This is a genomic window from Thiothrix nivea DSM 5205, assembly GCF_000260135.1.
Lineage (GTDB): Bacteria > Pseudomonadota > Gammaproteobacteria > Thiotrichales > Thiotrichaceae > Thiothrix > Thiothrix nivea.
This window is the reverse complement of record NZ_JH651384.1, coordinates 1,272,611-1,297,594: the sequence shown is the minus strand read 5'-3', so window position 1 is coordinate 1,297,594 and position 24,984 is coordinate 1,272,611. Positions and strand designations below refer to the sequence as shown.

Annotated in this window: 22 protein-coding genes and 1 pseudogene; 9 read left to right on the top strand and 14 right to left on the bottom strand. The window is 54.8% G+C overall.

All coding sequences use genetic code 11. From position 1 onward, the window contains the following. Window positions 1–9: 9 nt before the first annotated feature. A complete protein-coding gene (locus THINI_RS06695; RefSeq protein ID WP_002707889.1) occupies window positions 10–699 on the bottom strand; it encodes an iron-containing redox enzyme family protein in 690 nt (229 codons plus the stop codon). A gap of 401 nt (window positions 700–1,100) precedes the next feature. Between THINI_RS06695 and THINI_RS23235 the strand changes: the two genes are divergently transcribed. The 3 genes from THINI_RS23235 (at window position 1,101) to THINI_RS06680 (ending at window position 4,307) form a co-directional block, all read left to right on the top strand. Then, complete coding sequence (locus THINI_RS23235) at window positions 1,101–2,948, top strand: ATP-binding protein (RefSeq protein ID WP_169314593.1); 1,848 nt, start codon at window positions 1,101–1,103, stop codon at window positions 2,946–2,948. A gap of 73 nt (window positions 2,949–3,021) precedes the next feature. Continuing rightward, the gene (locus tag THINI_RS06685; RefSeq protein WP_002707887.1) at window positions 3,022–3,984 is read left to right on the top strand and encodes a DnaJ C-terminal domain-containing protein; all 963 of its coding nucleotides are present in this window, start codon (window positions 3,022–3,024) and stop codon (window positions 3,982–3,984) included. Continuing rightward, on the top strand, window positions 3,981–4,307 hold the full coding sequence (locus THINI_RS06680; RefSeq protein WP_040839194.1) for a chaperone modulator CbpM: 327 nt from the start codon (window positions 3,981–3,983) through the stop codon (window positions 4,305–4,307). The genes THINI_RS06685 and THINI_RS06680 overlap by 4 nt, the downstream gene beginning before the upstream one ends. A gap of 1 nt (window position 4,308) precedes the next feature. Here the strand turns inward: THINI_RS06680 and THINI_RS06675 are convergent, their stop codons facing one another. Further along, on the bottom strand, window positions 4,309–5,997 hold the full coding sequence (locus THINI_RS06675) for an ATP-binding protein (RefSeq protein ID WP_002707885.1): 1,689 nt from the start codon (window positions 5,995–5,997) through the stop codon (window positions 4,309–4,311). Window positions 5,998–6,151: 154 nt separating this feature from the next. On the opposite strand from THINI_RS06675, the gene THINI_RS06670 reads away from it, so the two are divergent. Together THINI_RS06670 and THINI_RS25605 are read left to right on the top strand one after the other, a co-directional pair. After that, window positions 6,152–8,245 carry an nSTAND1 domain-containing NTPase gene (locus tag THINI_RS06670; RefSeq protein WP_040839192.1) on the top strand — a complete coding sequence of 698 codons (2,094 nt, stop codon included), beginning with the start codon at window positions 6,152–6,154 and terminating at the stop codon, window positions 8,243–8,245. Window positions 8,246–8,251: 6 nt separating this feature from the next. Beyond that, window positions 8,252–8,692 (top strand): annotated as a pseudogene (locus THINI_RS25605) (tetratricopeptide repeat protein); the annotation flags it as partial. 84 nt (window positions 8,693–8,776) lie between these two features. Here THINI_RS25605 and THINI_RS27185 read toward each other — a convergent pair. After that, complete coding sequence (locus THINI_RS27185; RefSeq protein ID WP_425358293.1) at window positions 8,777–8,854, bottom strand: BrnA antitoxin family protein; 78 nt, start codon at window positions 8,852–8,854, stop codon at window positions 8,777–8,779. A 145-nt stretch (window positions 8,855–8,999) separates the two neighbouring features. Here THINI_RS27185 and THINI_RS06655 point away from each other — a divergent pair, with 145 nt between their 5' ends. Together THINI_RS06655 and THINI_RS06650 are read left to right on the top strand one after the other, a co-directional pair. Then, window positions 9,000–9,263, top strand: coding sequence for a ribbon-helix-helix domain-containing protein (locus THINI_RS06655; protein WP_002707884.1), 264 nt, complete (start codon window positions 9,000–9,002; stop codon window positions 9,261–9,263). Further along, window positions 9,260–9,673: a putative toxin-antitoxin system toxin component, PIN family gene (locus THINI_RS06650; RefSeq protein ID WP_002707883.1), complete on the top strand. Its 414-nt coding sequence runs from the start codon at window positions 9,260–9,262 to the stop codon at window positions 9,671–9,673. Before THINI_RS06655 ends, THINI_RS06650 begins: the two co-directional genes overlap by 4 nt. 22 nt (window positions 9,674–9,695) lie before the next feature. On the opposite strand, the gene THINI_RS06645 is transcribed toward THINI_RS06650, so the two are convergent. Together THINI_RS06645 and THINI_RS06640 are read right to left on the bottom strand one after the other, a co-directional pair. Then, window positions 9,696–10,850, bottom strand: a complete 1,155-nt coding sequence (locus THINI_RS06645) for an ATP-binding protein (RefSeq protein ID WP_002707882.1) — start codon at window positions 10,848–10,850, stop codon at window positions 9,696–9,698. Between the two features lie 93 nt (window positions 10,851–10,943). Beyond that, window positions 10,944–11,708, bottom strand: a complete 765-nt coding sequence (locus THINI_RS06640; protein ID WP_002707881.1) for a sulfite exporter TauE/SafE family protein — start codon at window positions 11,706–11,708, stop codon at window positions 10,944–10,946. Between the two features lie 219 nt (window positions 11,709–11,927). Here THINI_RS06640 and THINI_RS06635 point away from each other — a divergent pair, with 219 nt between their 5' ends. After that, complete coding sequence (locus THINI_RS06635; RefSeq protein ID WP_169314591.1) at window positions 11,928–13,187, top strand: YihY/virulence factor BrkB family protein; 1,260 nt, start codon at window positions 11,928–11,930, stop codon at window positions 13,185–13,187. On the opposite strand, the gene THINI_RS06630 is transcribed toward THINI_RS06635, so the two are convergent. The 8 genes from THINI_RS06630 to THINI_RS06595 all read right to left on the bottom strand — a co-directional run bounded on the left by THINI_RS06630 (window position 13,173) and on the right by THINI_RS06595 (window position 20,774). Then, the gene (locus tag THINI_RS06630) at window positions 13,173–14,324 is read right to left on the bottom strand and encodes a deoxyguanosinetriphosphate triphosphohydrolase (RefSeq protein ID WP_002707878.1); all 1,152 of its coding nucleotides are present in this window, start codon (window positions 14,322–14,324) and stop codon (window positions 13,173–13,175) included. The genes THINI_RS06635 and THINI_RS06630 overlap by 15 nt on opposite strands. A 10-nt stretch (window positions 14,325–14,334) precedes the next feature. Further along, window positions 14,335–14,514 carry an OpgC domain-containing protein gene (gene opgC, locus THINI_RS06625; protein WP_040839183.1) on the bottom strand — a complete coding sequence of 60 codons (180 nt, stop codon included), beginning with the start codon at window positions 14,512–14,514 and terminating at the stop codon, window positions 14,335–14,337. 139 nt (window positions 14,515–14,653) lie between these two features. Continuing rightward, a complete protein-coding gene (locus THINI_RS06620; protein ID WP_154724367.1) occupies window positions 14,654–16,504 on the bottom strand; it encodes a hypothetical protein in 1,851 nt (616 codons plus the stop codon). Continuing rightward, complete coding sequence (locus tag THINI_RS06615) at window positions 16,464–17,936, bottom strand: DUF3131 domain-containing protein (protein WP_002707876.1); 1,473 nt, start codon at window positions 17,934–17,936, stop codon at window positions 16,464–16,466. The genes THINI_RS06620 and THINI_RS06615 overlap by 41 nt, the downstream gene beginning before the upstream one ends. Next, on the bottom strand, window positions 17,933–18,451 hold the full coding sequence (locus THINI_RS06610) for a hypothetical protein (RefSeq protein WP_040839179.1): 519 nt from the start codon (window positions 18,449–18,451) through the stop codon (window positions 17,933–17,935). The genes THINI_RS06615 and THINI_RS06610 overlap by 4 nt, the downstream gene beginning before the upstream one ends. A 26-nt stretch (window positions 18,452–18,477) precedes the next feature. Continuing rightward, window positions 18,478–19,824: an ATP-binding protein gene (locus THINI_RS06605; protein WP_002707874.1), complete on the bottom strand. Its 1,347-nt coding sequence runs from the start codon at window positions 19,822–19,824 to the stop codon at window positions 18,478–18,480. Beyond that, complete coding sequence (locus THINI_RS06600) at window positions 19,824–20,372, bottom strand: heme NO-binding domain-containing protein (RefSeq protein WP_002707873.1); 549 nt, start codon at window positions 20,370–20,372, stop codon at window positions 19,824–19,826. The genes THINI_RS06605 and THINI_RS06600 overlap by 1 nt, the downstream gene beginning before the upstream one ends. Window positions 20,373–20,417: 45 nt before the next feature. Continuing rightward, entirely contained in the window at window positions 20,418–20,774 is a 357-nt protein-coding gene (locus THINI_RS06595) for an Hpt domain-containing protein (RefSeq protein WP_002707872.1), read from the bottom strand. Between the two features lie 155 nt (window positions 20,775–20,929). Here THINI_RS06595 and THINI_RS06590 point away from each other — a divergent pair, with 155 nt between their 5' ends. Next, entirely contained in the window at window positions 20,930–22,144 is a 1,215-nt protein-coding gene (locus tag THINI_RS06590; RefSeq protein ID WP_002707871.1) for a PP2C family protein-serine/threonine phosphatase, read from the top strand. Between the two features lie 13 nt (window positions 22,145–22,157). On the opposite strand, the gene THINI_RS23230 is transcribed toward THINI_RS06590, so the two are convergent. Then, window positions 22,158–24,983, bottom strand: coding sequence for a response regulator (locus THINI_RS23230; RefSeq protein ID WP_169314590.1), 2,826 nt, complete (start codon window positions 24,981–24,983; stop codon window positions 22,158–22,160). Window position 24,984: the final 1 nt, after the last annotated feature.

Below are 24,984 nucleotides of genomic sequence, written 5' to 3'. Positions count from 1 at the left end.
CTTTATTGTTCAGGCTGCGCCGAACACTTCCCTTTGCAAGCCATTCAACTGCACCAGCCGAGCATTCAGGTTCAGCTCGATGCCGCGCCACAGCGATGCTTGCCCTTCGCGGCTGTCGAGATACGGCAGGATGGCGTCTTCCACAATCTGGGAATGGTGGATGTCGAGGTCGATGTGGCCGACGAACAGTTCCAGTGCGTCTTCGCTCAAACCGGGAACCGTGCGCAGCCCGGTCAGCAACATGCGGTAATAGGGTGGTATCGGCCATTCCCCGGCGATACCGGCTACGCCGACCGCCGCCAGCCAGTCGGTTCCTTGGGTCAGGCGCATCATGGTGTCGATGTAGCCTTGCTGCTCTGGCGTGATCGGCGCATTGGCCATTTCTTCCTCGCTGAAATCCAGCGCCCGCAGCAGCTTGCGGTAAACTTCCATGTGCGATTTTGACGGGTCGCCGTTGCCGTATTCGTCGTAGAGGATGTCGGCCAGCACGGCCTGAATGCCTTCATCCGGCGTTACCCCCAGCGCGTTGGCCTGATACAAACGGGTGCGCAGGATGTGTGGGTAATACAGCAGGGCAAAGGTGCGCGCCTGTTCGAACGTCACCTGCTGGGTGGAGATCCGTTGCAGGAAGGGGTGGTGCAAAAAGGGATGGTTATTGACGCGCTCTTTCAGTTCCTGCATGTAAACTTTTGCATTCATGGGGTAACTCCGGAAATCGTGATAACGGCAATGTAACAGGGTTGTTGGGAAAACCCGAATTATCCATAAGTTTTTGCTGATATGCGCGCAGAACATGACGTAAAGGGCTGCTTTGGGTTACTATGATTCATAACGCTTTTCAAGTCATAAAAATTAACCGAAGAAAGGCAAGCAGGGTTCAACATTGAAGTAGCTTCGCCATGAAAGGCGATCAGGCCGATAGATCAAAGATAACAAGGTAACGACAACCCATGGGTTTTTTGAGCACTAAACTCGGCTCATTTGTGAAAGTATACAGGGATGATGCAGCGTTTCTGGCCAACTGGGAATTGCCGGAGACAGATACGATTACGCAGGAAATGTATGCAGAGCGTCTCAGGCTTTTGTACACAAATGGTATTATGTCAAATGTCATCGTCATCACTGCCAGTTTGTTGTTGTCTGCCATGCTATACGGGGATATTCCCAATAGCACCAATTTCCTGTGGTTAACCAGCATTGTTACCATGGCAATTGCCAGAATATTCCTGGTGCGTCGCTACATACGTTCCAGTGCATCCGCCACTACCCTGACCTGGGTAAGACGTTATGCTTTGCATACTGCCATGGTTGGCCTGTGTTGGGCATGGTTTGTCTGGATTGCTTACGGCATTAATACCTGGCTTAATGTGCTGACCTTGCTGGTGACGTTTGGCATGGGGGCACTGGCTGTACCTGTGCTGTCATTTTTCCCAACTATACTGCTGCTTTATTTTGGTCCGGCAGCGCTGGTTACGTTTATGCTGTACATAGCAGAACAGAAGCTCGATTATTACCTCCTCAACGTGGGCATGCTCGTTTATATCCTGGTTATCATGCGCACGGCCAACAATTATTTTGAAATTCTCATGACGGCGCTGCATTTGCGTTTCGAGAAGGCTTCTTTGGCCAACTTCCTGCGCAAACAGAAGGAAAATGCCGACAGGCTCAATGCGCGGCTGGAACAGGAAATCCTCCAACGCCGTCATGCGCAGCAGGCGTTGGAGGAACACCAGCGTGACCTCGAACAGCAGGTCTTGCAGCGCACGGCAGAATTGCAGGAAGCCAAGGAGGCCGCCGAATCCGGTAGCCGTGCCAAGAGTGAGTTTCTGGCCAGCATGAGCCATGAAATCCGCACACCCATGAATGGCATCATTGGCGCGACCCAACTGTTACTGTCGGCGCAAATGGAGCCGCGTCACCATCACTATGTCACGATTGTACAGGAATCAGCCACTAACCTGTTACGTCTGATCAATGACATTCTGGATTTCTCCAAGATCGAAAGTGGGCGGTTGGAGCTGGTGAACGAGTCTTTTCATCTGGTGGACGTGTGCCGTGAGTCCCTACAACTGGTTGAGCCTCGCATGGTGGAAAAGGGGCTGAAACTGGTGTTCAAGCCACCACCTGAGCTGCTGCCTCTGCTCCTGTTGGGTGACTCGTTCCGTTTGCGCCAGATTTTGCTCAACCTGTTGGGTAATGCCATGAAATTTACCGAGCGGGGCGGCGTCGAACTGATACTGATGCAGACAGCACGGGCAGGGGATACCTGCCGCATCCGGTTTACCGTTAGGGATTCCGGTATCGGTATCGAGGCAGGCGCGTTAGGCAAAATTTTCAACGTATTCACCCAGGAAGACAGTTCCATTACCCGGCGCTTTGGTGGTAGCGGCCTGGGTTTGTCGATCACCCACAGTCTGGTGGAGGCCATGGGTGGCAAGATCAGTGTGGAAAGCGTCAAAGGTGTCGGCTCATCCTTTCACTGTGAGCTACCTTTTACCATTCCGCAACAGGTGGCTACTCCGTCCATTGTTGCAGCAGTGCCAGCCAGCGGCAGTCAGGCATCCGCTTTCACGGGTCATGTATTGCTGGCGGAAGACAACGTGATTAACCAGATCATTGCCCGCGATCATCTCGAAACACTGGGTTTCGAGGTGGATACCGTCGATAACGGGGTAGCGGCCAGGGATGCGCGTGAACGCACAGAATATCGCCTGATCCTGATGGATTGCCACATGCCTGAAATGGATGGCTTCGATGCCACCCAAGCGATTCGTCAATTCGAACAGGACAAGCATCTGCCCCGCATTCCGATCATCGCGCTGACCGCCGATGTCCAGAATGAAACCCGCGCCCGTTGTGAAGCGGTGGGTATGGATGATTACATGTCAAAACCTTTCAACATCGACATGCTGGTAGAGAAAATCCATCATGCCTTGCAGGTATCCTGATTAGCTTTGAAATCACGAATATTATCCCCAGATTTGAAGGTAATGAGTGCAACCACACGAGAGCAGGATCACCGTGGAATACAAGGACTACTACCAGATACTGGGCGTGGCCAAAGACGCCGCGCAGGACGACATCAAACGCGCCTACCGCAAGCTGGCGCGTAAATACCACCCGGACGTGAGCAAGGAAACCGACGCCGAAGACCGTTTCAAGGCAGTCGGTGAAGCCTACGAAGTGCTGAAAGATCCGGAAAAACGTGCTGCCTATGACCAGCTCGGCGCTAACTGGAAAGCCGGGCAGGAAGGCTTCCAGCCGCCGCCGGACTGGGATGGCAGTTTCGAGTTCCATGGCGGTGGCTACACCGGCGCGGGCGATTTCAGCGACTTTTTCGAGAGCCTGTTCGGGCGTGGCGGTGGCGTCCACCGCAGCGCTGGCCATTCTGCTGGCGGAACCTGGCAGACACGCGGCGAAGACAGTCATGCCAAGGTTTTCATCGACCTGGAAGACGCCTATCAGGGCGCGACCCGTAGCCTCAACTTACGTTCCGCTGGAGTGGGGGCGGATGGCCGTCCGCAAGTGCATGAACGCAGTATCAATGTGAAAATCCCCAAGGGTGTGCGCGAAGGCCAGCATATCCGCCTGCAAGGGCAGGGCAGCCCCGGCATCGGTGGTGGTCTAGCGGGCGATTTGTATCTGGAAATTGCTTTCAACCCGCATTCGCTATATCAGGTGGAAGGGCGCGATGTTTCGCTGGAATTGCCAGTTACGCCATGGGAAGCGGCACTGGGCGGCAAGGTGCAAGTTCCTACCCCGGCTGGCAAGGTTGACCTGAAAATCCCCGTCGGCACATCCAGCGGCAAACGCATGCGCCTGAAAGGGCGCGGCATTCCGGGGCAAACGCCGGGTGATTTCTACGTGACGCTGGAAATCGTCTTGCCGGACAATATCGGCGAGCAGGACAAAAAGCTGTACGAAGCCCTGCAACAAGCCTATCAGGGCTTTAATCCGCGCGCAAAACTGGGGGTGAACCCATGAGGAAAGATGTTATGGATTTGCTGACCGGTTTGGTCGTTGATGAAACCCAGACTGTGACACTGGCTGAATTGTGCCGCTGCTGCTCACTGCCAGCCGAGGAAGTCATGGTCATGGTCGAATACGGCATTGTCGAACCGCTGGAAACCCGCGTCACGCATTCGCGTTGGCAGTTTTCTGGCAGCAGCGTGGTGCGTATCCAGCGGGCGATGCGCCTGCAACGCGACCTTGGCGTGAACTTGGCGGGCGCGGCGCTGGCGCTGGAGTTGCTGGATGAAGTTCGTGCTTCGCGGCAGCAATTGGCAGGGCGGCGGAAATGGGAGTGATCTATTTCACTTTGGCTGCTTCCACCTGTTCCCCATCTGTCAACACCAGCCACGCGCTGAGCTTGGCGAGGGCGGCTACTTCCGGCAACTGCAAATAGCCTTGCACCTGTTGGACGCCCTGTTCCCGCTTGTACTTCCAAGCCGCTTCACCGCCGCTTTTCTTGGCGTATTTCAGCTCAATCAGGTGCTGATGGTTGACTACAAACGGGCTGCGCTCCAGCAGCAGGATGTCGGGATAACGCTGGTTCAGTTTGCGCTCGCTCTGGATGAAATACACCGGATTCTGGTATAGCAGAGTCAGCAGCAGCGTCTTGAGGTGCTTTTCATCCATATTGGTGAAATCACGGTTGGAAAGCGCCTGCAATACCTGCTGCATTTCCGTTACCAGCGGCTGCATGTCGTCGTGCAAAGCCAGCGCTTCCACCGCCAGCGCCAGCGCCCGGTTGGAGATGCTGATCTGGTTGCGCCGTTCCAGTTCCACCTTGAAATACTGGAAATACAGTTCTTCCATGACGTGGTTGGGGATGCCGAACACCTCGCCTGCCAGTGTCTTGCGTTGCAGTGAAACGAAGCCCTTGTAACCGATCAGGCTGATGAAATCATCACGGTCAAAGCCCTTGTCGAACTCAAACTTACGCCGTTGCCGAGTAACCACTTCACCCTGGTTGATCAGCTCATCCAGCACCGCGAAATTGGCGTCACGGTCGCCGATACTGAACATGGCCATGATTTTGCGGTAATCGGAGGCTATGTTCTCATCCAGCATCCGTTCGGGATAGGAACAATCTTTGCGGCGGAAGTTTTTCAGGAAATACAGCACCATGTCGGCGTTGTAGACAGTTTCTTCCGTGTGTGCGTTGAAGCGGTAGCCGTTGTACCAGCGGGTGATGTCGGCCATCAATTGCGCCTCGCCCAGCGGGCACTCCGCCAGCAGGGGGTGCAGCAATCCGGCGACTTCTTCTTTGGTGAAACCCTGCGCGGTATTGAAATCTTCATGCAGTGACAGGTTTTCGCCGATATTGAAGCCACTGGTGAGGCTGTCAAGCATCAGCGGGGTGACGCCGGTAATGAACAGCCGATCCAGTATGCCTTGCCGCGTGCCGGTCTTGAGCACCTCGAACAATGCCCGCACAAACCCGCCCTTGCCCATGATTTGCTGGAAGTACTCAAGGTCATCCGCCAGCAGTGTGTTGGCAAAATGGTCATATTCATCAATCAGCAGATAGATTTTCTGCCCCTGACAAATGCGCAGCAGGGCTTCCACTTTGTTGGCGGGCAACGCTTCTGCGCTAATGGCGGCATGGTAGTCCCTGGGGTAGCCGTAGCGCTCCAGAAAACCGAGCAGCGTGTTGTTTATCTTACTGCAAAACGCATCGAAAATATTGTCGCGGGAATCGGTGCTGATGCCGCTGAAATCCATGACCAGCACCTGATAGCCGTTGCGTGACGCAGTGGGGTGTTGCCCAATATGCAACCCGCCGAACAGTGCGTCAAACTCATCCCGGCGCAACACATCGTAGTAATGCTCCAGCATGGAAACGAACAGGCTTTTGCCGAAACGGCGCGGGCGCAGCAGGAACAGGTACTTGCCAGCCTCTTCCAGCTTGCGGATGTAAGCGGTCTTGTCAACGTACACGTAACCGCCGGTAAGGACGGTTTTGAAATTGCTTTCGCCGTAGGGGATTTTCATGCGGGTTCCTGCAAATGGCTACGTTTGGATAATAGCACGGGAGGTGGCGTTCTCTCCCGCCATGGAAAAATCCACCGTCTATTGCACTGGACTTACGGTGCTGGCGCGTCTATAAAATATTCACTCCGTTCCTCAACCACGAGTAAACCAAACCGTGGCGAAAATCTTCATCAGTCATTCCTCCCAAGACAAGGCGGAAGCGGTACAACTCATGCAATGGCTCGAAAGCAAGGGCTTCGAGTTTTTGTTCCTCGACTCCGATGCGCGGCATGGCATCAAAGCAGGCAGCGAATGGGAGAAAACCCTGTATCACGAAATCCACCGCGCTGACGCTTTCATCTTCCTGCTCAGCGACCACTGGATCAGCTCGCAATGGTGCGGGTTTGAATTCATGCAGGCGCGGGCGCTGGGCAAGAGCATTTTCCCGCTGCGCATTCAGGCCGGGCTGCAAACCAGCATCGCCAGCGACATCCAGCATCTTGATCTGACGGAGGATCGTGAGGAGAAACTGCAACGCCTGCTGACGGGACTCACCGAACTGACCCTCAACATCCAGCAGCGTTTCGTGTGGGATAAGGAGCGCCCGCCTTATCCCGGCATGTTGGCGTTTGAGGAAGCGGACGCACCGGTATTTTTCGGGCGCGATGCGGAAATCAACCGTCTGCGCGAACGCCTCCAGCAGCTCCGCACCCAGGGCGGCGACAGCTTGCTGGTGATGCTGGCGGCTTCCGGCGCGGGCAAGTCCTCGTTGCTGAAAGCCGGGTTGCTGCCGCGCTTGCGCCGTGACGCCCAGCGTTGGATCGTGCTGGATGCGTTGCGCCCGGAACAGGAGCCGTTGCGCAAACTGGCGCAAGTGTTGCTGGATGTAGCCGGAGAAACCGACGAAACAGCCGAAGCATCCCTATACCAACAATTGCAGGGCGAACAGGCGCTGGATGCCTTGCAGCAACGCATCAGGCAATTGCGTAGCCGCAGCCAGCAACGCGAAGCCACCCTGCTGCTGAGTATCGACCAGGCTGAGGAACTGTTCAGCACCGCGCCACCCGCCGAAACCACGCAACTGTTGCAACTGCTGGCGCGGGCGCAAGCCGAACGCCTGCCACTGCTGACCCTGATGGCGCTGCGCAGCGATTATCTGGAAGCTCTGCAAACCGTTGCCGACAAACCGCCGTTCAGCCTGTTCGCGCTCGACCCCTTGCCGCTGGAACGGGTCAGCGACCTGATCCGTGGCCCGGCGGCAGTGGTGGGGCTGGCAGTCGAAGACGGCCTGATCACCGCCGCCACCCACGATGCCGCCACCGCCGACGCCCTGCCGCTGCTGGCCTTCGCCCTGCGCGAACTGTATGAGCGCTTCGGCGCGGACGGCGACCTGACGCTGGATGAATACCGCCGCCTCGGCTCCGACACGCTCAACCCGCTGGAAAACGCCGTGCAGCACAAGGCCAGCGAGGCCATCCAGCCCGACCGGCTCGGTGCGGAAGCGTTGCAAGCCCTGCGCGACGCCTTCATCCCCCACATGGTGCGGGTCAACGACGCCGGGGACTACGCGCGCCAACCGGCGCGTTGGGACGACCTGTCCGTGCGGGCGCAACCGCTGCTTGACCAGCTCACCAACGCCCGCCTGCTGGTGCAGCGCAGCGACGAACGCGGCAAGCGGGTGGAAGTCGCGCACGAAGCCCTGCTGCGCCACTGGCGGCTGCTCAACGGCTGGCTGCGCGAAGAACACGACTTCCTGCTCGGCAAGCAGCAACTGGAACACAGCCTGCGCGACTGGCTGCAACTGCCGGAAGCGCAGCGCAACAAGGGGCTGTTGCAGGGCATCGCACTGGAACGGGCGCGGGAATGGCTGTTCGCCAACCGGGCGGGTTTGAGCGCGGCGGAAAAGGACTACATCCGCCACAGTCATCAGGCTGAAGAAACCAAACGCAAAGCCGAAGAACAGCGCCGTAAAAAAGAGCGGCAACGGCTGATCGGGGGTGTCATCATGTTGGCGATGGTTGCCGCACTGGCGATGTGGCAAGCGTTCAGCGCACGAGCCTCGGAACAACGGGCGGAGCTATCGCTGAATGAAGCGAACAACGTGATCAACTTCATCAACTTCGACCTGCGCGACAAACTGCGGCCCATCGGGCGGCTGGACATCATGAATGACGTACAGGCGCGTGTGAGCAGCTATTACGACAATCTGGGCGACAACATCCAGGGTGACGAACTGCAACGGCAATGCGCCACCAACCTGAAACAGTAAGCCGATACGCTAGCTGCCCAAGGTAAACTGCCGGAAGCCGAAAAGCTGTACCGCGAAGCTCTTCAGTCCGACCAGCAACGCGCCGACAACGACCCCAGCAATGCAGGCTGGCAACGCGACCTGTCGGTCAGCCTTAACAAGATCGGCGACATCCTCTCCGCTCAGGGCAAGCTCGACGAGGCCAAAGCGGTGTTTGAGCAAAGCCGTTCGATTCGACAAACGCTGTCGGAGAACGACCCCAGCAATGCGGGCTGGCAGGCGGATGTGGTGGTTTCACGTGCCAAGTTGATGTTTATCGCACTGGATCAAGGCGACAAAAAGGAAGCGAAAAAACACATCAAGGCCGCCTTGGTTGTGCTGGAGCCACTGGAAAAAGCGGGCTTGTTGAATGCTTCCCAGCAAGGCTGGCCGGAGGATATGCGGAGGCGGTTAAAGGAACTGGAATGATTGCCTGCACGTGGCTTCGGGTGCGCTCAGCCACCAGACTCCCTGTTGCCTGAGCGCAGTCGAAGGCAGGTGTTACGCAGCAGTTTACCGCACCACATATTCCTTCAGCACCTCATCCATCCGCGTCTGCCAACCCTTGCCCGTGGAGCGGCAATACTCCAGCGCTTCGGGGGTTATAGCGCACCGATACCTGTGAAAACGACAAGAGGCGCAGTCGTACCAGCCATACAGTTTGCTGTAAGCTGGCCAGCCCGCTAAACTTGGATGGATAGATGTTTATATGCTTATCCTGATAGGAGGTTATGCAATGGCTGATACAGTTCGTTGGACAATTTCTGTCTCCCCGGAAACCGACTTGTCCCTGCGTGGTTTTCTGGGTGCGCAAGGCATGAAAAAAGGCGACTTGTCCAAATTTGTTGAAGATGCGGTACGCTGGCGGATGCTTGACCGTACCGTGCAAATGGTGAAGGCGCGGAATCAGGATATTGCCACTGATGCGCTGGAAACCATGATTGACGAAGCCGTGCGGGCGGTACGGGCTGAACGCAAGGCAACGGCGCAAAACGGATGATCGTGGTGCTGGATACCAACATCCTGCTATCTGCCTTGATGGTATGCGGGACTCCCCCGGATTACCTGTATGAAGCCTGGCGGCAAGGGCGCTTTGATCTCGCCTCCACCGAGCGGCAATTGGATGAACTCAACCGGGTTTCACGCTACCCCTTTTTTCAGGCACGCCTGAAACCCAGTGAAATGGGGCGCATGGTCAACGACATCCGCCGCCTTGCGTTGATGTTCGACCCTTTGCCGGTGGTCGAACGTTCCCCCGACCCCGATGATGATTACCTGCTGGCAACGGCGCAGGCAGCATCAGCCCATTATTTGGTGACAGGCGACAAAAGCGATTTGTTGGCCCTGCAAAATCATGCCCACACCCGCATTATTACGGCGCGACAGATGGCTGATCTGCTGGAAAAATGAGTTACCGGATGCATGATGCGGTTCACCCTTCCCGCCCCGGCATCAAATGCCGCTCCATTCCCTGCAAAAAAGTCACAACCGGAATCACCTTGACCCCATCCACCTCCAGCACATCCTCGCCGCCATACAGCAGATACGGCGTCACTTGCGGGTAATCCTCGCGGAAACTTTTCAGCCCGCTCAGGTGCTTGCCGGAAACCTGCCGGTTGCGCTTGACCTCAATCGCATAAAAGCCGTTTTCGCCGTAGCAGACAATATCCACCTCGACGCCGGTCGCCGTGCGCCAGAAGGACAGGCTGTAGCCCCAGTCGCGGTAGGCGTTCATGGCGCGGATTTCCTGCAATACCAGTGATTCCAGACAGACCCCTTCCAGTTCTTCCGGGCTGTCCAGCACGCCCTTGGGGCGCACGTGGTAATAAACACCGGTGTCGAACAGGTAAAACTTGCGGTGCTGGGTCAGCTTGCGTTTGGCGCGTTTGCTGAACACCGGCAGGCGGTAGGCAATCAGCAGGTCTTCGAGGATGGTGAAATAGTTTTCCGCCACCTTGCGGTTGATGTTGGCTTCGCGCGCCACTTCGGAAATGTTCAGCGATTCGCCCTGGGAAAAGCTGGCGACTTCCAGAAAGCGGCTGAACGCGCCGATGTTGCGGGTCAGACCCTCCTGTTGCACTTCCTGTTCCAGATAGGTCTGGATGTAAGCTTGTAGGTAATGTTTGGGATTTTCCTCGCTGAACACGGAGGGCAGCATCCCGTAGCGCAGGGCTTGTTCCAGCACGAAATCACCGCCTGTTTCCCGCACGGTCAGGGGAAACAGGTGGTATTGCAAGGCGCGTCCCGCTAGCAGGTTGACGTTACTGCGGCGCAGCTTGCGGGCGCTGGAGCCGGTCAGGACAAAGAATAAATCCTTGCGTTCCTCAATCAGGCGGTGGACTTCATCCAGCAGGTTGGGGATTTTCTGTACCTCATCCAGCACCACCCAGCCGCTGTAGTCCGACGGGATGTATTCCTCCAGCCGGTTTTCCGATCCCAGCAGACGCTGATACAAATCCGGGCGCAGGAAGTCGAGGTAGATGGCATCCTTGAAATGTGTTTTCAGCCAGGTGGTTTTGCCTGTGCCGCGTGGGCCGAACAGGAAAAAGCTTTTGTTGTTGGGTGGGGTAAACAGCCGCTTATACATCTATATCACCATAAAATGGAGTCCGTAATGCCATTTTACAGGGTTTTTTGGCGTTATGGATTCCATTTTATGTACAGAAACCACCAACATCCATTAAATCGTCTGTATAAAAATCCGTACAGCAAGCAATGCCAGCAGACCAATCATCAGGATATTGAGCGCTTTATCCGGCAGCGTACCACGCAGTTTGTCGCCCCAGCCCGCGCCAATCACTGCCCCCAGCACCACGATCACGGCAAGCGCTGCATTGCTGAACGTTGCCCCATGCCACAGGCTGGTGAGGATGCCGGTTCCGGTCGAAAACAACACAATGACCGGCGTCAGCAGCACGATGTTTGTCGGCTTCACCCCCAGCAGCAGCGAAATCAGCGGCAACATGAAAATGCCGCCACCAATGCCGAACAGCCCCGAAGCCAGCCCGACAATGCCGCCAATCAGCATGATGCTGATCCAGCCGCGTTGTGTATGCGGGAAATCAGGCTTTGCCGGGGTTTTATCCCCCAGCTTGCGGATCAGCAGCAGGATAGCCAGCACCAAGGTTGCCACCAGCCCCAATGACAGGGTTTTCGCGCTGGCAAACTGGGGAATATTCGCCCCGATCACTGCGCCTGTCATCGCCGTTACCGTCAGTAGCCGGGCAATTTTCCAGTCGATTTGCTGGCGGTTTTTGTAAACGATGGGCGCGAGGCTGATGAAATTCATCGTGTAGCCAATGAAGCGGATTTCCGCTGGCAGCAGGCCGAACAGGTCAGCCGTCGCGGTCAGCGCGGGAACAATGAGCAGCGCGCCACCGACGCCAACCGTCCCGGTCAGGGCGCTGGCGAAAATGGATGCCACGGCTAGCAGCAGGTATTCCATGAGTATTCCTATAGAAGGGTAGCTTTCAGGCGCTGGTCAATGATGCGCTATTTATCCTTTTATCTGAAGGTGAGGTCGTGGCACGTATGCTATGTTCCTCACCTATTAGCGCTCTTGACCGACATCAAGAAAGTCCAGATTGATGACAAAAAATGGCTGGCCATTGTTTGAAAGTGCTATGGTAAGCCGACATCCCGGATGAAATTGATGACAGTCTCCATGCCCAACAAGCTCCCTGACTTCCTCAAAGCCCTGCCCGTCGCGCTGTTCCACGACATCCAGCGCGGCGAAATCACCCTGCGTGCCATGAGCCTGGTTTACACTACGCTGTTGTCGCTTGCACCACTGCTGGCGCTAAGCTTTTCGGTGTTGAAAGGCTTCGGCGTCCATAACCAGATGGAGCCGCTGCTGCTCAGCCTGCTGACGCCACTGGGGGGAAAGGCGGAGGAATTCACCCGGCAGATACTCGGTTTCGTCGACAACATCCAGGTTGGGGTGCTGGGCGTGACCGGCCTCGCTGTCCTGCTTTATACCGTCATCGGTCTCATGCAGAAGATCGAAAGCGCATTCAATCATATCTGGCATGTGAAACAGCCACGTTCGCTGGTGAGCCAGTTCCGTGACTACCTGAGCGTGATCCTGGTCGGGCCAATCCTGATGTTCACGGCGCTGGGGCTGTGGACTTCCCTGCAAAATACCAACCTGGTACAAACCATTACCCAGACCGAGCCGTTCGGCATGGTGCTGGCGGGCTTGCTGAAACTGCTGCCGGTGATGCTGGTGGTGTTGGCATTTACTTTCCTGTACCTGTTCATGCCCAACACGCGGGTGAAACCGCTGGCAGCGCTGGGCGGCGCAGCGATCGCGGGCATCATGTGGCAGGTGGCGGGCTGGCTGTTTGCTTCTTTCGTGGTCAGTTCCGGGCAGCAGACGGCGATTTATTCCATTTTTGCCAGCCTGTTTTTGTTCATGTTGTGGCTGTATGTCGGTTGGGTCATTGTGCTGACCGGCTCGCGGCTGGCGTACTATTTCCAGTACCCCGATGCGGTGCGCATGAGCCAGCAGCCAGAGGAAACCAGCGTGCAAACCCGTGAATTGCTGGCAGTGCTGGTACTGCGGGAAATCGGCCAGCGTTTCCTTGGCCAGCAGGCTCCGCCCACGCTGGATGAATTGCGCCGCCGCATTCCGGTGTCCCGTTTTCTGCTGGAAGATTCATTGCGGGAACTGATCGGCTACGGCATCCTCAGCCGTGACGATGAAGAACCGCCACATTACCTGCTGCGGGTTGCGCCGGATACTTTGACGGTGGCCGACATCCGCCGCCATTTCTGGCAGGGAAGCGCTAAACAGCAGCGGCAGGCACAGCAAATCCGGCAACGCACCGGGTTGGATGAGCAGTGGCTGGAAGCGGTGGCGCAGAATCAGCACCTGACCGTGCAGCAACTGCTGGACAGGGAAAGTGCCTCAACGCAAGCCTGACAAATCAAACAACTGCCCGTATTCGCGCATCGCGTAACGGTCGGTCATGCCCGCGATGAAATCGGCAATTGCCCGCGCCCGCCCGGCCTCGCCATCGTCGGCTTCATATTGTCGGGCAAATGCCTGGAACTTTGGCGTCAGCAGGCGCGTATCCTGCATGTAAGCATCGAACAGCGCCCGCACCACCTTGCGCGCCCGCCAGGTCATGCGATAAACGGTGGGGTGGAAATACAGGTTGTTGCGCAGGAATTTCTTCAGCGCATTTTTCTGCTGGCGCATGTCGTCGCCGTAGCGCATCAGCGCGGCGGGCTGACGGCGCACCTCCGCCAGCGTCTGCACGCCGGAAGCCTGAAGTGCAGCCTGACTGCTTTCGATCAGGTCAATCACCATCTTGCCGATCATGCGCCGCAACACTTCGCGGATCAGCCGCCGCCCCTGCAAACCGGGATATGCCTGCAACACGCGCTGATATTCCTCCGCAAACACCGGCACAGCCTGCAATTGTTCCAGCGTGATCAGGCCGGAACGCAAACCATCCTCAATGTCGTGGTTGTTGTAGGCGATTTCGTCAGCCAGGTTGGTGAGTTGTGCTTCCAGCGAGGGCTGGGTTTTGTTAAGGAAGCGTTGACCCACATCACCAAGCTGCTGCGCATGTTTGACTGCGCAATGCTTGAGGATGCCTTCGCGGGTTTCAAACGTCAGGTTGATGCCAGGGAAATCGGCATAGCTGTCTTCCAGCACATCGACCACCCGCAGCGATTGTAGGTTGTGTTCAAAGCCGCCGTAGGCTTTCATGCAGTCGTTGAGTTCATCCTGCCCCGCATGGCCGAACGGCGTGTGGCCGAGGTCGTGGGAAAGCGCAATCGCTTCGGTCAAATCTTCGTTCAGCCCCATGCTGCGGGCGACGGAACGGGCAATCTGCGCCACTTCCAGCGAATGGGTCAGGCGGGTGCGGTAGAGGTCGCCTTCGTGGTTGACGAACACCTGCGTCTTGTATTCCAGCCGCCGGAACGCCTTGGCGTGGATGATGCGGTCGCGGTCGCGCTGGAATTCGCTGCGGTATTGCGGCGCGGGTTCCGAATAACAGCGACCCTGTGTGTAGGCAGGATCAGCGGCATAAGATGCGATACTATTCATTTCGTCAAGTTTAGTGCGGAATCCAGCGGAACAGGAATTCCTTTTTTACCATCACCCATACCAGCGACAGCAAACCTGCATGGATACCGGTGTTTATCCAGAAATTGCCGTACCCCGGCAGCGGCGTATTGGCGATTGCCAGCAGCAGGAAGACGTGGATGAAAAACACATACAGCGATGCCTGCCCCAACGGAATGAAGAATCAGCCCAGCTGGTTTTTCGGGATGCTTTTTACCTCATCTCGCTTCTGTCCCCTGGAGGAAAGCAGCCTCCCGTCTCGGTTCACGGGTTATGCACTTATGATACGAATTCACCGCAACAGGTTTCGGCTAGAATTGCCAACCCCGGCTGATGATGATGGAACCATCCCCAGGATTGTCGCCCAGAAAATCGTTCTGGCCGTAATTAGAATATTCGACCCGCCATTTGCCGGGGCGTGGGTCTGTATAGCCGAGCCCGTAATTCCAGTTTGGTTTGCCGCCATCCAGTGGAACGCTGGCGGTGGCGCGTCCGTACCAGTTGTGTTTTGGTGACCATTGCACGGTTCCACTAACGCTGGGTTCGCCGTTGACCGGAACACTTAGATTGCCGGAAGCCGCCATTTTGTGCTTTTCCAGTGTATTAGATTTGAACTTGTAGCCGATATTGGTGACCGCCTTATCTAGAGCCAGCCCTTCACCCGGCTTCAATGGCCCCCAGTTGTTGATCTGCGCTGACCATGTGCCCGGTTCCCAGTCGGCATAACCCGCACTCCATGAATAACCCAACTCGCCATTCCTGACAGAGACATTGCCACTTGCAAACCAGTTGGGGGCGGGTGACCAGGTAGCGCTGGCTGAAAATGAATTGCTGCCATCCTTGAGTGAAAGGGTGTCTGAGATTGAACCTGCCAGACGCAGCTTTTTCTTTTTGTCTTTGTTCTCACCCTTGCCGGGTTCGTTGATGATGCCAGTTGTGCTATGGGCTTGTTCCTGTGTTTCCAGCTCTTCCTCTTCGTAGAACATGGGAATGGCTCTGTCTGGTGCTGTCTGGGCAATGGTTGGCAATATGGCTAGGCCAGGCGGCGGGCTAGGCAGTTTGCCCCGTTCTTCCAACGATATTTCCGGCTTCGTGGCGGAGCCAGTATCACCTTTGGCTCCCTCTGTGGAAGCGTCGCTGTGTTTAGTAGGTGCTGGTATCACTGGTGTTCCAGGCTCAGGCAGGGTTATTTCGGCAGCAGTTTGCGGGGGTGGGGGTTCTGTATGTTGGATAGGTGCAGGAGAGGCTGCCTGTTTGTTGATACGGTTAGTTTTACTGCTTGTTTCAGCTTTTTGCGCCGTTTTTTTTACAGCGGATTTTGCCGGTTTTTTGGGTGTTTCGTTGTTAATTACGGATTGTTTTTCAGATGGGTAGGCTGCTGCAACTTGCAGGGTTGGTTTTTTTATGGGCTTCTGTTGCGCAATCCGGCAGGAAGGTTTCCAGAGAAACGGGTATGGTGCGGGTTCCGCTGTCTGGGCTTCCTGGATATCCCCTGTAATGGAATGTGGCGCTAATGGCTCGCGTGGCGCGTCTTCCTCGCTTACCCGCAAACCGCTTTCAGGATGGGGGAAGCAGTGTTGCCGATATACGCGGTGCAGAAACAAATGATAGGCTTCGGGAGCCAGACGGATTTCAGCCAGTAACAAGGGTACGAGCCGGTCTTTGGGATCGGGGGACAGGAACCCCCAATGGCGAAAACCATCCCATTTCAGTGGTGCATCGTTGGCCGCCGCTATTTTCTGGAGACTATTATTCTTCAGCCGCAAGTTCTGGAAACGTTGATCTTCCAGCACATCGCAGTAATTCCATTGCAGGACAACCCGTTCACTTTCTTCACGTAATGTGGGGAAACGTTTAGCGGTGGAGCTAAGTGTGCTGAGAGCAATGTCCAGCGTACCGGCGTAGAGGGCAGGGTTTTCAGGTTTTGTCCCCATCCATTCGTCCGGCCACTCCTGGCCTGGTGGTGAAATGTTGAAGAGTTTATTCAGCACTGACCGGGCGGCTTTGGCATCCGGGGCGCATTCCAGCTTTTCGAGCGTTTGCAGCAGGGGCGACGACGCTGGTTCGGTTGCCGCCGCCCGCGTTATCAACAACGCTGCCCCCAGCGCCAGCAGCCAGTATTTATTGGGTTGCGCAGGCATCGCAGGGCTGGGTGTTAGCAAGCTTCGAGGTTAATCCACGCTTGCACGCCCGGCAGGATGGATAAAATTCCCCATACTTTTTATACAGTAACAAGCTCATGATGATGCCGTTTGTGTTGGCGGTAATCGACGTGTTGTAGCCGCCGCCATTTTCGTAAATGCCGGAATACCAGCCACGTTCAGGGTTATACGCATTGCCGACGGTGTAAGCCAGCGTCTTGCTGTACGGGTCATCCGGGAACAGCATTGCCAGTGCCAGGGCGGCTTTGGTGGAAACCGTTTTCAGGTTGTCGTAACGCACACCTTTATCGGTGGTGGTATTCCACGGCAAACCAGCCGTAAAAATGGTGTTATAGAGGAAGTATGGTTCCTGGTCGATATTGTCTTCCGAAACGGCAGTAACAATACCAGTTTGTTCCCAGCGGCGTTTTTGCACTTTGTAGATGTTGTCCAGCAACGGGCGGTTTTCTGCATCAAGACCATTTTCCACCACATCCATGACGTAGGATTCGGTAACAACATAGTTATATGCCCCCAGATCACGCGGATCGCGCTGGTCATACGCAACCGGCACATCATAGATATTGATGGTCGCACGGAATTCATTGTCGTAAGTGGCGGAAATGCGTTGGTCGTAACCAAGGGAGCGGAAAATCTTGCCAGCATATTGTTCGTAGCCCAAGCGGCCTTCCTGTACCACTTTTATCTCTTTGGACACTGGGTCGCGGTACAGGCCGTACATTTGCCCGTCGGCCAGTAGGCGTTTCATGTCCCAGCGTTCAATGACTTTTTGCGCGGGATAGGCGTACCTGGGGTGCATACAGCTCAGGGTGTTCAGCCACGACACTATACGTGCCAAATCCAGTACTGAAACGCCAATACCGTCAGTGGTTGGTTGGTTACGGTAATCCACCATTTCAGTCTGTTCGGTGTTATAGGCTTTATTAGGTGCCTCTTTGTTGAACAGCTCCATGTTGACCAGGGTCTTGAACATGGTCTGGATACGTTCATCGAAGTCCTTGTCATCGATGAAACCGAAATCATGCGCGGCGATGGTGGCTGCTAATGCCGAACCGGTATCCCACATGGTGGTGGACGGGTATTTATCCGCCGCATTGTAGAGGCCGGTTTTAGGGTTGTAGTTGTTTTCGAAATATTTCCAGGCAATTTGCGCCATTTCCAGATCCTTGCTGCACAACGCTGTTGGGACGCCCAGGCAGGCATTGTCAGGGCTGACGGTCAGAGCGCAGAAGGAATCGGGGTTTGCCTCGCTGCCGGATTTCAACATTTGCATGATGTTGGCATTACCGGCGACAGTGGTTGTTGGTGCGTGGCTGTTGATTAGGTAGATGATAATGCCTGCCAGTGCCAGACCACTTAGCCAGGCCAGCCCAATCCTGACTGGGAGGTGCGTAAACAGGTCAGTCCGTTTATTGTTATTGTTTTCGCTCATTTGCCAAGTTCTCCCAGAACCGTTTCAAGTTCTTTACGGATTGTGTCAGGGGCGGTGGTGGTATCGTTCCCTTGCCAAGCGGCGACCAGTGTGTCGATGGGTTGCATCAACCCCTGCAAGCGGGCTTTTTGTTCCTTGAGTGTGTCGCCTGCCTGCCAGATGGGTTCTTTGACGCTTTTCAGCTTGTCTGCGGCTGCCCCGCTTTTGCCTTCCGCGCGCAGCTGATCGGCCTGATTGACCGTGATCAGGATTCCATGCAAGTCGAGACGCTGTTGCAGGGCACTGATTTTCTTATTGCTTTCCTCATCTGTTGCGCCGCCGAGTTTTGTGGTGACGGCGTCGATGGTTTCCAGCTTTTCGCTCAGGGGGGTAAGTGATTCAGCGAGTACTGAAGCAGAATCGCGTTGCAGGGTTTTGACCCCATCCATTTCTGTGCGTAGTTGCTGGTTTTGGAACACCAGATACGTCTGCAAAACCAGCAAGGTGCTTATCAATACATGGTGCAAACTGTTCATTAGCATTGGCTCTGTCATGGTTATTGTTATCCAGCTGTTGCCCGGCACCATTCCCTGAGTGCTGCTGCCAGTTGGACAATCTGGATTGGTTTAGTCAGGCAAGCATCCATGCCAGCAGCCAGGTATTCCTGCTCATCGCCTTTCATGGCGTTGGCGGTGAGGGCCAGGATGGGTAGTGGCCGATCAGGGAATTCATTGCGGATAATGCGGGTTGCTTCTACGCCATTCATGCCTGGCATCTGGATGTCCATCAGTACCAGGTCAAAGTCATCCTGACTGCGTAGCAGTTCGACTGCCTGGAAGCCGGTTTCTGCCAGCGTGACTTTGTAGCCCAGTTTCGTCAGCATACCTTTGGCGACCAGTTGGTTGACCTTATGGTCTTCAACCACCAGTACATGGTGGCCAGTGTTTGCGTATTGCATTGTGGCAGATGCGGGCAGTTTTTCATGTCCGGCCTGCTTTACTGCGATCTGCGTGGGCGAAGCGGCCAGAGGAATTTCGAACCAAAATGTGCTGCCTACACCGGGTGTACTCACAAGACCGATGGTGCCGTCCATCAAATTGACAAGCCTGCGGCAGATGGCCAACCCCAGCCCAGTGCCACTGCTATTGTGTTGGTCGTAGCGGCTGATCTGGCTGAAAGCGCGGAACAGGTCGGCTTGCTTTTCCAGTGGAATGCCGATACCGGTATCCTGTACTTCAAAGCGGATACTGCCCGGATGTGTGGCGGATGGATGGATACGTAGAGTAATTGTGCCCTGCGGGGTAAACTTGATGGCATTGCCGATCAGGTTGGTCAGAATCTGGCGTATGCGTAAACTATCCCCGCACATGATATCTGGCGTCTGTGCGTGGATGTCCTTGAGCAGTTCCAGTTGCTTCTGCCGGGCTATCGCTTGCATGGTCTCAAGCATCCCTGGCAGTATGTCATACAGGCGGAAAGTTTCTGACAACAGTTCTAGTTTGCCTGCCTCTAGACGGGAAATGTCGAGAATATCGTTGAGTATCCCCAGCAATGCCTGTGCGGATTGCAGAATGGTGGCAACCTGGTGCTGCTGGCCTGCATCGAGCCGGGTATCCTGCAACAGGGTCGCCATGCCAATGATGCCATTCATGGGGGTGCGGATTTCGTGGCTCATTGCAGCCAGAAACGAGCTTTTGGCACGACTGGCAGCCATTGCTTGGTCACGTGCTTCAACCAGTTCGCGGGTACGTTCCCCGACGGTGTTTTCGAGCGAATCCGCCAGCGCACGCAGCTCCTGATTAGCCCGGTAAAGATCCAGGCTTTTGTTTTCCAGTAGCTGTTCGGCCTGTTTACGGGCGCTTTTTTCGCGTTCCAGACGGCGTTGCAGGCGGCTGATTTCGTCGTTCATTACACATCTATGCGGGTGATGTGGAACTCGACCTGTGTGCCGCGCCCGTCTGAGCGGTCTATAACTTCGACCTGCGCTTTGATTCGGTAATGTTCCAGACAGCCTTCGATCAACCCTTCCGCCAGCGATGCAAAGGGATGTTGGGAACGGTAGATCATGACCAGGGAGCGTTCCCCTTCACGAAAGGTTTCAAAGGTGGGTAATTCAGCGTCAGGGTAGAGTTTACGTACCTCGGTATGAACATGATTTTCAATGGACTCTAGAAAATCAAACGCATCTGGGGTGTTCTCAAAGAATACCGGGTACAAGCTCACGAAACGGCTAAATAGATATTGTCCAAACGTTTTGATCAAGAGTGGTATGGCAATGCCGGTACGGCTGGAAAGATTTTGTACTAACGATACCATCTCGGAGTGCGGGTAAGTGCCCACCGCAGTATAGGCTCCGCCAGATGACAATTCCGATGCATCAATAATGTCGTCAACCATGTTGGCAGAAAATTTTTGCTCTACCATTTCCATAAATTCGGTAAATACCAAGCCCTTCATATTTTTCCCCTGGAATAGCGTCGATTATCGATGGGTGGGTGGTTATTAACAGGCAACAACGTGCGCGTCCAGCCACTCCTGAACGCGGGCGTACTCGTCGCACAGCTGTTGCACATGGGTTTCGGCCAGTTGTTGGTCGTTATCGTCCTTGTAATCCTCTAGCAGGCGGGCGAATTCAGCCATTTTGAAAGCACCAATCAGTTTGCTGCTGGACTTCAGTTTGTGGCATATAATCCCAACCGCAGCGCTATCTTCAGCGTTGACATGCTGTTGGAGGAGCCGAAGGGCTTGATCCGAGTCGTCACGAAAGCAATTGACCAATTCCGCGAACTCGTCCGCCATGATGTCGAGTAATTGTGAGTAGGTTTCTTCATCAATGGGGGAGCTTGGCATTATTGTCATTTTGGCAACCTGTTATATTTAAAGATTATTAGGTAGCCCGGCATGTACCGCCTGCCGGAATCGTAATTTATAGTTTCTATCTATATGGACATTTTAATTATTGATGGTAGCATAGTCATGACTGAGTGTTAACTAGATCATAAAAAACTTAACGCATGAATATTCTTGTTGTCGACGATGCTAGGGATATGCAGTTGATTCTGCGCCGCACACTTACCCTGATGGGACATCAGGTAGTGTTGGCGGATAATGGCAAAATTGCCTGGAAATTAATCCAGCAACAGCATTTCCAACTGGTTATTAGTGACTGGTTAATGCCCATCATGGATGGGCCCACCCTGTGTCGCAAGGTACGCTCTGCCAACCTGCCGCATTACGTGTACATCATCTTGCTCACCGGCATGTCAGGCAAGCAAAACCTGATCCAGGGCATGGAGGCGGGCGCAGACGATTTCGCCACCAAACCGATTGTGCGCGAGGAGTTGGAAGTACGCCTGCGGGCCGCCCAACGGGTACTGGAACTGGAGCGCAATCTGGAAGACAAAAACCGCCATCTGGAACAGGCTAACCAATCGCTGTCCGCTGCCCAACGCCTGATACAAGGCGACCTGGAACGCGCTGCCATCCTGCAAACGGGCGTTTTGCCCAACCAGAAACAGTTTGGGCGCATTAAACTCGACTGGTTCTTTCAACCGGCGCAGTACATTGGTGGCGATACCTTTAATTATTTTCCGATCAATGAGGATTTATTCTTTTTTTATTCGATTGATGTTTCAGGGCATGGTATTGCTTCCGCCTTGTTGTCGATGTGCCTGCAAACCTTGTTGAGCGCCACCAGCGAGCTACACTGCCCTGAGGAGCTTACATCCCCTCATGATGTTGCCTTGATTCCGGCACGACTGGCGACCCGGCTGAACCAGCACCTGCATGAACAGCTGGATACAGGAGACCATTACCTGACGCTGATACTGGGCGTAATCGACATTAAACAGGAACAGCTGCATTTTGTGCAGGCTGGCCATCCGCAGCCATTCCTCTACACTCCAGGCAACGAAGGGCTGGTTCAGGTAGCGTGTACCGGTTTCCCGATCGGCTTGCTGCAAGAGGTGGAATATGATGCCATCAGTGTCCCCTTTCCCAGTGGTAGCCGTTTTATCCTGTATTCTGATGGCTTGTTGGAATTGCCATCCCCCAAGGGCGGCATACTGACTGAGGCCGCTCTGATGGACTGTCTGCAAACCGTCAACAGCCAGCCAGCGGCTGAGGTTATCGGGCAGTTACGCAGCAAGCTCGGGCTGGAGCAATCAGCTGCGCTGCGCCCGGATGACATCTCCCTGTTAATCATGGATTTGGCGGCAGCAGAACCCTGAAACTGAACCTGGATCAGGCCGGGGTAGTTTGTTCCAGTTTCACTGTGAGCCACTTTTCCAGTTTTTTCTGTAATTCATCCAGACGCACAGGCTTGGATAGGTAGTCATTCATGCCGGCGGCATAGCACTTTTCATCGTCACCTTTCATGGTATGAGCCGTCAAGGCAATGATAGGCAGTGCTTGATAGAGTGGGGCTGGTAATTGGCGGATTTGGCGGGTCGCTTCATAGCCATCCATTTTGGGCATTTGGCAATCCATCAGCACCAGATCGTAAGCGTTCTGTTGTACGGCTTGCAGGGCTTCTTCGCCGTTGAGGGCGCAGTCGATATGGGTATGGCCGAGTTTTTTGAGCATGGCCAGTGCCACTTTCTGGTTGACCGAATGATCTTCAGTTAGCAGGATGCGTTTCTTGTTCACTGCCAGGATGGTTGCGCCATCTGTTTGCATGATGGGTTCAACCGGAGCGGGCTGAATCTGGAAACGCGACAGATAACGCAGTACCAATGAATGTTTGATCGGTTTGGGCAGCAAGTGAACCTGACGCCCCAGCTGCTGTGATATTTCCAGTTGGGCTATTTGCCTGCTGCTACCGTAAATGATTAGGGGTGACTGGCTGTGTTCGCGTACCGAATGGATCAGGGTTCGCACGCCCAGGGGATGCTCGGGTTTGTGGTAAAACATGTCGGCATCCAGCACGATTACATCGTATGCATGGTTGTTTTCTTCTAGCCTTACCAGCAGGCTGTTGAGGGAGTCTACCGTCACCGGCTCCATGCCCCATTCCCGCATCTGGGCTTCATAGTAGGTATTCATCAACGGTTTGGAACCCAGCAGTAATACCGATAGTGGGTGGGCAACGGCGGGGCGTTCGCCAACAGCGCTGACTTCCACCGTAATCGTCACCCAGAAGCTCGAACCAACGCCAACCTTACTGAGCAGGCCAATACCCCCACCCATGAGCTGTGCAAGCTGTTTGCTGATGGCCAGACCCAAACCCGTGCCCCCGTATTGGCGGGTTACTGACCCATCTACCTGGGAAAATGCCCTGAACAGTTTGGCTTGCGCCTCTTCCGGAATGCCGCAGCCGGTATCCAGCACCTCAAAACGCAGTTGCTGCGCTTCACCGGGTGGCCTGCATTCCAGATCCAGCGTGCTGATTTTGAGGATGACATAGCCACGTTCGGTGAATTTGATGGCGTTGCTCAGCAAGTTGAGCAAAATCTGGCGCATACGTACAGGGTCGCTGACCATGGCTTTCGGCACGTTGTGGTCAATAAAAAATGCCAGTTCTATGCCTTTGGTTTGCGCATCTTCCATCAACAAGTCCATCACGCTTTCGATGATGGGCAACAGCTCAAATTGGGTGTTGCTGATGGAAAGTTTGCCTGCCTCAATCTTGGAAAAATCCAGTATGTCATTAATGATGCTCAACAAGGATTCCGCGCTATGCTGCACTGTGCGTACCTGGTCGCGCTGTTCGCGGTTCAGTTTGCCACCCAGCAGTAGTTCCGTCATGCCAATGACGCCATTCATGGGGGTGCGGATTTCGTGGCTCATGTTGGCAAGAAATTCGGATTTGAGGCGGGCCGATTCCAGTGCTGCATCGCGGGCTTTAGCCAGTTCCTGTTGCGCTTCAATACGGTGGCTGATGTCGCGGATGATGCCGGTAAACACAACATTGTCGCCGAAGCGTGCCTCGTTTACGGAAAGGTCGATAGGGAACAATGAGCCATCTTTACGCCGTGCGGTTAGCTGGCGGGGTTTGCCGATAATCTGCTGCTCACCCGTTTGCAGGTAGTGCCGGAGATAACCATCATGTTGCGCTTGGTTTGTGTCTGCCATAAGTATGCTGACGTTTTTCCCCAGCAGCTCTTCTGATGTGTATCCCAGTACCTGTTCAACTGACTGGTTGGTTTCGATAATGACGCCCTGTGAGTTGATCACAATAATGGCGTCAAGCACTGAATCAATAACAGTACGGCTCTTGATCTGGCTGGCTTTAAAGGCTTCTGTCAGGCGTTCACGTTCCTCAATCCCCAGCATTAATTTCTGGTTGGCAACTCTGGTTGCAACGGCGGATTCTTCGGATGCCTTAAGGGAAACGCGCAGGCTACGCAAGGCGATCCCCAACATCACCAACAAGGCCAAACCCAAGCCCACCAACATCAGGAAGGATTCCATCATCGCCTGTTGGGTAACTTTTTCAAAACCGTTGATGGGGCGACTGACTTCCAGCACGCCGCGCACGTCCCCTATCTTCCAGTTTTTTTTGGGCGTGCCGGGGTAAGTGTTATGGCAGCCCACACAGCTTTCCCCCAGACGGTCAGCACGGGCATAACGTAACACTTGGGCATCGCCTTCCCCTTCAAACCGCCATACCGCTTGCTCTGAATTTTTGCGTAGCTCCCCAAGAGCCCATTTTTCAAAGTCATCACGCGCACCCCCATCCTTGCGCCAAGGGAAAGGCATGTCGCTGTATAGCCGTATTTTGTAGGCGCTTTCCTTGCCTTCGCCCAGAAATTTACCCAAATCCATTATCATGGTCGCTGGCAGGGGCAGGGTATCCTCGTTAGCTTGGTAGTCATGGGTGATTTTTATGCCATTTTTCTGGGCGCGCGGTACAAATTGCTGGGAATAAAACGTGCGGAAGCGGCTGACGGAAGAGGTGAATTGACTGGCTTCATAAACCGCGATTTCCTGATTGATCCTGTGACTTTTTTGGTAACTGACCCAGAACACCACTGCCGAGCCAATCAGTAGCAGGAATGAGAGGATGTATACAATGTAGCGGGTGAAGAAGCCATCACCCTGGGAAGTATGCCTGTTATGGTTTTCCATT

What these genes read in the sequence shown, in the direction of transcription:
- THINI_RS06695 (WP_002707889.1), bottom strand. Translation starts at nt 699, where the DNA reads ATGAATGCAAAAGTTTACATGCAGGAACTGAAAGAGCGCGTCAATAAC.
- THINI_RS23235 (WP_169314593.1), top strand. Translation starts at nt 1,101, where the DNA reads ATGTCAAATGTCATCGTCATCACTGCCAGTTTGTTGTTGTCTGCCATG.
- THINI_RS06680 (WP_040839194.1), top strand. Translation starts at nt 3,981, where the DNA reads ATGAGGAAAGATGTTATGGATTTGCTGACCGGTTTGGTCGTTGATGAA.
- THINI_RS06675 (WP_002707885.1), bottom strand. Translation starts at nt 5,997, where the DNA reads ATGAAAATCCCCTACGGCGAAAGCAATTTCAAAACCGTCCTTACCGGC.
- THINI_RS06655 (WP_002707884.1), top strand. Translation starts at nt 9,000, where the DNA reads ATGGCTGATACAGTTCGTTGGACAATTTCTGTCTCCCCGGAAACCGAC.
- THINI_RS06650 (WP_002707883.1), top strand. Translation starts at nt 9,260, where the DNA reads ATGATCGTGGTGCTGGATACCAACATCCTGCTATCTGCCTTGATGGTA.
- THINI_RS06645 (WP_002707882.1), bottom strand. Translation starts at nt 10,850, where the DNA reads ATGTATAAGCGGCTGTTTACCCCACCCAACAACAAAAGCTTTTTCCTG.
- THINI_RS06640 (WP_002707881.1), bottom strand. Translation starts at nt 11,708, where the DNA reads ATGGAATACCTGCTGCTAGCCGTGGCATCCATTTTCGCCAGCGCCCTG.
- THINI_RS06635 (WP_169314591.1), top strand. Translation starts at nt 11,928, where the DNA reads ATGCCCAACAAGCTCCCTGACTTCCTCAAAGCCCTGCCCGTCGCGCTG.
- THINI_RS06630 (WP_002707878.1), bottom strand. Translation starts at nt 14,324, where the DNA reads ATGAATAGTATCGCATCTTATGCCGCTGATCCTGCCTACACACAGGGT.
- THINI_RS06615 (WP_002707876.1), bottom strand. Translation starts at nt 17,936, where the DNA reads ATGAGCGAAAACAATAACAATAAACGGACTGACCTGTTTACGCACCTC.
- THINI_RS06610 (WP_040839179.1), bottom strand. Translation starts at nt 18,451, where the DNA reads ATGAACAGTTTGCACCATGTATTGATAAGCACCTTGCTGGTTTTGCAG.
- THINI_RS06605 (WP_002707874.1), bottom strand. Translation starts at nt 19,824, where the DNA reads ATGAACGACGAAATCAGCCGCCTGCAACGCCGTCTGGAACGCGAAAAA.
- THINI_RS06600 (WP_002707873.1), bottom strand. Translation starts at nt 20,372, where the DNA reads ATGAAGGGCTTGGTATTTACCGAATTTATGGAAATGGTAGAGCAAAAA.
- THINI_RS06595 (WP_002707872.1), bottom strand. Translation starts at nt 20,774, where the DNA reads ATGACAATAATGCCAAGCTCCCCCATTGATGAAGAAACCTACTCACAA.
- THINI_RS06590 (WP_002707871.1), top strand. Translation starts at nt 20,930, where the DNA reads ATGAATATTCTTGTTGTCGACGATGCTAGGGATATGCAGTTGATTCTG.
- THINI_RS23230 (WP_169314590.1), bottom strand. Translation starts at nt 24,983, where the DNA reads ATGGAAAACCATAACAGGCATACTTCCCAGGGTGATGGCTTCTTCACC.